The organism is Thiomonas sp. TH-17 (assembly GCF_057473305.1).
The window spans coordinates 1-5,404 of record NZ_JBYCKI010000158.1; the positions used below are offsets into that span (position 1 = coordinate 1).

The 5,404-nt window shown below is 56.4% G+C and carries 7 protein-coding genes; 5 read left to right on the top strand and 2 right to left on the bottom strand.

The window, feature by feature from the left end; translation table 11 throughout:
* Nucleotides 1-419, top strand: a 419-nt coding sequence (locus AC2VLV_RS09590; protein ID WP_486989763.1) for a hypothetical protein, incomplete at its 5' end; no start/stop codon positions are given.
* 735 nt (nucleotides 420-1,154) lie between these two features.
* Here the strand turns inward: AC2VLV_RS09590 and AC2VLV_RS09595 are convergent.
* The gene (locus AC2VLV_RS09595) at nucleotides 1,155-1,436 is read right to left on the bottom strand and encodes a hypothetical protein (protein WP_486989764.1); all 282 of its coding nucleotides are present in this window, start codon (nucleotides 1,434-1,436) and stop codon (nucleotides 1,155-1,157) included.
* Nucleotides 1,437-1,662: 226 nt separating this feature from the next.
* Between AC2VLV_RS09595 and AC2VLV_RS09600 the strand changes: the two genes are divergently transcribed.
* Nucleotides 1,663-1,989: a hypothetical protein gene (locus AC2VLV_RS09600; RefSeq protein WP_486989765.1), complete on the top strand. Its 327-nt coding sequence runs from the start codon at nucleotides 1,663-1,665 to the stop codon at nucleotides 1,987-1,989.
* A gap of 387 nt (nucleotides 1,990-2,376) precedes the next feature.
* On the opposite strand, the gene AC2VLV_RS09605 is transcribed toward AC2VLV_RS09600, so the two are convergent.
* Nucleotides 2,377-3,402, bottom strand: a complete 1,026-nt coding sequence (locus tag AC2VLV_RS09605; RefSeq protein ID WP_486989766.1) for an integron integrase — start codon at nucleotides 3,400-3,402, stop codon at nucleotides 2,377-2,379.
* A gap of 138 nt (nucleotides 3,403-3,540) precedes the next feature.
* On the opposite strand from AC2VLV_RS09605, the gene AC2VLV_RS09610 reads away from it, so the two are divergent.
* The 3 genes from AC2VLV_RS09610 (at nucleotide 3,541) to AC2VLV_RS09620 (ending at nucleotide 5,399) form a co-directional block, all read left to right on the top strand.
* Nucleotides 3,541-3,897 (top strand): hypothetical protein, encoded by a 357-nt coding sequence (locus AC2VLV_RS09610; protein ID WP_486989767.1) that lies wholly within the window; start codon nucleotides 3,541-3,543, stop codon nucleotides 3,895-3,897.
* 79 nt (nucleotides 3,898-3,976) lie between these two features.
* On the top strand, nucleotides 3,977-4,558 hold the full coding sequence (locus tag AC2VLV_RS09615; RefSeq protein ID WP_486989768.1) for a hypothetical protein: 582 nt from the start codon (nucleotides 3,977-3,979) through the stop codon (nucleotides 4,556-4,558).
* A 103-nt stretch (nucleotides 4,559-4,661) separates the two neighbouring features.
* On the top strand, nucleotides 4,662-5,399 hold the full coding sequence (locus tag AC2VLV_RS09620) for a DUF2971 domain-containing protein (protein WP_486989769.1): 738 nt from the start codon (nucleotides 4,662-4,664) through the stop codon (nucleotides 5,397-5,399).
* Nucleotides 5,400-5,404 lie beyond the last annotated feature (5 nt).

A 5,404-nucleotide genomic window follows, 5' to 3' on the forward strand; every position in this document is an offset into this window, starting at 1 on the left:
CCGTCATGGTGGACTGGGCGGAGGAAACCGGTATTACACCGCAGTGGCGCACCTCGCCAGCGGAACTGCGGCACAACAAGGGACGGGGATTGGGCACGCAGGCCGCCAACACCGCGAAGGAGCAAGCCACATTGCGCAAGCTCGTCGAAGCCTTCCGGCTGGCACTGCGGGCAGGGCGCGTGCCGTCCAAGCGAGTTTGCGCACCCGCGATGCGCACCGAGGCGTACACCAAACATCGGGATTCAGCGCTGCGGCTGGCCTTGCGCGACCTGCCTCAAGCAACGCTGTGGCGACTGGCGGAACTGAAGGACAAGCGCGCCGAATGGGCAACCGGCATTGCGCAGCAGGAAATCGCAAGCCTGAAAGCGTCTCCGGCGCCCAAAGTGGCACCATCGACAGTCCAAAAATCGACAACTTGATGGAACTGTGTACGTCTATAGCTATAAATATATCTATAGCTATAGACGTACACAGTCAATATTGACTAGAAAGACAAATAAAGTTAAAAGAAAATTCAGAAAATATGAATCTTTTCTTGCTGCAATCCCAAAAAACAAAAGTAGCAGTGAAAAAAATTCAGGGAGGAACTAACCCTGCGTCGCGCGCCAGCGCGACGCAAAGGCAAAGGCAGGGGCAAAGAAAAAGACAAAGGCAAAGGCAAAGGCAAAGGCAAAGGCAAAGGCAGGGGGCAGGGGGCAGGGGGCAGGGGGCAGGGGGCAGGGGGCAGGGGGCAGGGGGCAGGGGGCAGGGGGCAGGGGGCAGGGGCAGTCACGCCACCGCCCGCCCTGCCTTTTCTTTGCCCCTGACTTTGCGCCGCGCCAGCGGCGTGCCTTTGTCTCTTGCTTCCCTGCGCGTAGAGCGGCGTAGGGGCGCTTACAGACGCTTTTGGCGTCGCCCCGCCTACCTATTGCCGCGGCACAAAATCGCCTCCACGGGGCTGTATTGGCCTCGTGGTATAAAAGCAGGGGCAAAGAAGAGGGGCGCTTCGGGGTTTTGGCACTGCGCCGAATTCCCATATATAGCGTCTTTATAGGAATTCGGCGCAGTCACGCCACCGCCAGCCGCCCCTTTCCTTACCCCTGCCTTTGCGCCGTGCGCAGCGCGGGTGCCTTTGCGCCGTGCGCGACGCGCCAACGCAACGCGGGCCAAGCCGGTTACCGCGCAAGTGGCGTCTCGGGCGGCATGGGCCTGAGCTTGCCCGCCGCCAGCGCCGAGCGTGCGCCGCGCATGGAAATGCGCAATCGCTCGCCCAGGGCGCGCGCCTGAACGCTCGGGTCAACGTCGGGCAAGCTCCATCCCAAGTCTGGCGCCAAGGCTGTTGCAATGTCTCCCCACGACCAGCCGATGCCACGCAGCTGGTCGATCTTGTCCGCCCAAGACGCCACTTGCGCGGTGTACCGGGGTGGTGCTGCTTTGAGTAGGGTGTCGATTCCCATGCTCTTTCTCCAATGAAGCGAGCACATGCCCGCAATTGGATATATGCAAGGGCGGCACGATTCGATGTGCATCGGTGGCGCGTGTCGGCGCGCTTCGTGGAATCAAGGGCGAGTGCGAGCAGACCTGGTGGGTTCAGGCGGCTTGCGTTGCGCGATTTGCATCGCACTGGGCCTGAGAGTTCCGCTATCCGACTGGACATGCCGCAAGGCGACGGCTGTCATCAGAATGCCCCGTTCAAAAATAAGTACAGGCGTATCGACAGGAATTCAAAACGCATCGACAGGCGTATCGACAGGAATTCAAAACGATCTGACAGGCGCGCGGATTCAATCGACAGGAATTCAAAACGATCTGACAGGCGCGCAGATTCAATCGACAGGAATTCAAAACACAACGACAGGCGCGCGGATTGCGTTGACAGGAATTCAAAACGCAACGACAGGCGTGCTGACAGGTTTCAAAAACGATCTGACAGGCGTATCGACAGGCGCAAAAAACGCATCGACAGGCGTAACAATTCAACCAAAACGCACAGAAGTAAGTACAGGGTAGGGGGCCGTGTCCACAAGCCTCGAAAACCTGCGCGCTGACGCGCTTGGGTTTCTTCGTTTGTGTCCCGTCCCCACCTGCTCAGGCTCCGCCCGAGACCCGAAAGGCAGCGTTCTCGGCTGCGCCCTGAACGCCGAAAAATGCAACATCAGTCCGCCATCCAACGCGATGAACTCCCTGCCTTGCTGCGCGCCATGGTTCAGTACGCAGGGCGGTGAAATCCAGAACCAGCGTGCACTATGGCCACTAGCCTGATCGGCGCTCCGCGCATGAACATGCTATGGATCGGGAGGTCCACCGCGACGTCCCGGACGAGGTGCCCGCGTGGATCGCGAAACAAAAGCAGCAGGGCAGGGGCTGACGGCGGTGAAGACGCGCTGCCGTGCGACTTCATGCTTGCGGCAGCCGATCCAGCGGGCTGGCCGTGCCGCCCGCCGCCACCTTGAGCACATGGGTGTAAATCATGGTGGTGCTGACATCCGAATGGCCCAGCAATTCCTGCACGGTGCGGATGTCCGTGCCGCTTTGCAGTAGATGCGTGGCAAACGAATGGCGCAGCGTGTGCGGCGTCGCTGGCTTGGCGATCAACGCCTGCCGTGCGGCCAGCTTGAACGCCCGCTGGAAAGTCTGGTCATAGGCATGGTGCCGCCGCACGACCCCGCTGCGTGGGTCGGTCGAGGTATCTGACTGCGGAAACACCCAATGCCAGGCCCAACTCTGCCCCGCCCTCGGGTATTTCACGGCGAGCGCATCCGGCATTTCCACACCGGGCAGGCCTGTTGCCCGATCTTTTGTCCAAAGGTCATGGCTCTTGGACAACTGCACCTTGAGCGCAGGCACCACGCTGACCGGCAGCATGACGACACGGTCTTTGCCGCCCTTGGCATCACGCACGATCAGCGTCTGATGTTCAAAGTCCACATCTTTCACCCGCAGCCGCAAACTTTCCATCAGTCGCAGGCCACCCCCATACAGCAAAGAGGCCAGCAGCAAATGCTCGCCCTGAGGTGGCTCAAGACGGTGGCTCAAGACGCGCTGCACCTCGTCTCGGAAAAGCACGACGGGGATGCGCTTCTTTGGAACCGGCCGCGCGAGCGCATCCATCCACGGCAACTCCACGCCCAGCACGCGTTGATACAGAAACAACAAGGCACTCAAAGCCTGCCGGTGCGTGGACACGGAAACCCGACGATCGACTGCCAGATGCGTCAAAAACTGTTCCACTTCCTCCTGGGCCATGTCGCGAGGATGCCGCAGGCCATGAAAACGGATGAATTTCTTCACCCAGCCGAGATAAGCTTCTTCGGTGCGCAGGTTATAGAGCAAATAGCGCAACTGCTCGCGGCATTGATCCAGCAGGCGGGTGGACTTGAACACTGGCGTGCTGGAATTTCTGGCCTTGTTAGTGCTGTTCATAAAAACAGCCTAATCGGAAAACGCCAGCGTTCAAGCGCTGTTACACAACTCCCTTGCTGCCGTGTTAGGGCGACAGCGGCGATGTTAGGGAGACAAGAACCGGTCGCCCTATAACGAGTTAGAACTATGAGGATTCACATGAGCAACTCACCGGTGTCTGCCGCTTCAGCAACTTATCGCAAGGCCGTAAACGGCATTGCTGAAGCCCTCGATCAAGAACCCAATCATTCGCAACACCCAAGCCTAGACTTGGAGGCCGCGCTTGAGGGGATTCCTGAAGCAATCAAGCAAAAAGCTATTGAGTGGTATATCCGTGGCATCAAACGGGGCATGGCGAAGGCCACGGATTTAATGGCCGAACAAAAAATATACATCGACCAGGGTACGGTCTACGCACCCAAAACAATCAAAGTCAAAGTCAGAACGAAGCTGGCTGGCGGCGAATGGGAGCGGCAAGAAATAGTCGTTCGGTCTCAAGAAATCGGCTTCGAGTGAAAAGTTCTAACATTGCGGTCAAGTGGGACGCGCCAAAAGGGGCGCGCCCCTTACCTTTACGTTAGAACTCACTAGACCTATGGACATTGAACTCATTGTAAAGCTTATAACGCTAGCCGGTAGTGTCTTTGCCTTGTACAAAGTCATTGCTGAACTTGTCATTTCCAAGAAATCGCGCCTTCGCGAGGAATTCAATTTCATCAAGGATTTCATCGCGGACTTGAAGCCCGACACACATCCTTTCGTGATCGAAAAAGGTTATCTCGCGATTACAGGTGATTCCACGCTAACCGCAAAAGAAATAACCTACTTGCTATCGCTTTCATCCCCTGCGCAGGCCCTCAAGAAATACTCCGCCTCCCGTAAGTACCTTGAATTCAAAGAGGATACTGAAACCGAAAATGGAAAGGTGGTGTTCCGAAACAAATACACCGAAAGCAAGCGAAAGTGGATCAAGCGAATAAATCTCGCAATGTATTTCGTCTTCGCAACGCTCGCTTTTGCGCCCATTCCATTTGCCAAAGACATTTTTGGCGCCAACTGGCTGGCTAGCCTTGTAGTTATATTAATGGCATTACTATCGTTTGGACCGTTGGCCATTACTTCTATGACCGAATATGGCCGAGTTCTCAGAGGCGAAGAGCTGGTGGCCATGCAATGAGTTCTAACATTTCGCTCCAGGGGGACACTACGCCGGCAAACCGGCTTCGCGCCCCTGAGCTTGCTCGTTAGACGTGCGAGGACACATGTTCGGCGAACCAACCATGGAAGAAAACGCGATCGGCTTGGATGCTCTCGACGCTCCGATTTACCGCATCTTCTCGCTCGAGCGATTCTCGAAGATGATCGCCAGCCGAGAAAACGGCTTGGTCCATCCATCAAAGTGGGATGACCCTTTCGAGAACTTTTTCCTCAAATGCCAAGCGGAATTGCCGGATGGCACGCCCGTGAGTCTTTCCCAACTTTCTGCAAGCTGGTATGGGCAATGCTGGACGCGAAACATGGACAGCGATGCCATGTGGCGCATCTACAGCCACGACAAGACCGGCGTGCGAGTGGCAACAACCGTCAGAGCACTTTTTTCTGACTTTTATGACTCGGCTGACAAGTTCGCTGGCCTCAAGTACCTAATTGGCGCTGTAGAGTACAAACAGCGAGGAGAGATTGAGCGCTTCTTGGAGACTACGACTTTTTCAGACCTAGCCTTCGGCGGGCAGCCCCACAGATTTGCCAGGACTCTTTTAGTTAAGCGACCTGAATTTGCACACGAGAACGAGGTTCGGCTCTTGTTCCATGACGCAGAAGGGAATCAGGGACAAAATGGCGTAGTTGTATTCCCATTTCACTGGGACATCATTCTTACAGAGGTCGCGCTCGACCCAAGGCTGACTGAGCCAGAATTTCAATCAGAGAAGAACAAACTTATTGCCTTGGGCTGTACGGTTCCAATCACGCAGTCGGAGTTGTACAAGTTCACTCCCTCTAAGATTCGGCTTGGCTAGTGCGC

Excerpts from the sequence above, each read along its gene's own strand:
- AC2VLV_RS09620 (WP_486989769.1), top strand. The coding sequence starts at position 4,662 with ATGGAAGAAAACGCGATCGGCTTGGATGCTCTCGACGCTCCGATTTAC.
- AC2VLV_RS09610 (WP_486989767.1), top strand. The coding sequence starts at position 3,541 with ATGAGCAACTCACCGGTGTCTGCCGCTTCAGCAACTTATCGCAAGGCC.
- AC2VLV_RS09605 (WP_486989766.1), bottom strand. The coding sequence starts at position 3,402 with ATGAACAGCACTAACAAGGCCAGAAATTCCAGCACGCCAGTGTTCAAG.
- AC2VLV_RS09595 (WP_486989764.1), bottom strand. The coding sequence starts at position 1,436 with ATGGGAATCGACACCCTACTCAAAGCAGCACCACCCCGGTACACCGCG.
- AC2VLV_RS09615 (WP_486989768.1), top strand. The coding sequence starts at position 3,977 with ATGGACATTGAACTCATTGTAAAGCTTATAACGCTAGCCGGTAGTGTC.
- AC2VLV_RS09600 (WP_486989765.1), top strand. The coding sequence starts at position 1,663 with ATGCCCCGTTCAAAAATAAGTACAGGCGTATCGACAGGAATTCAAAAC.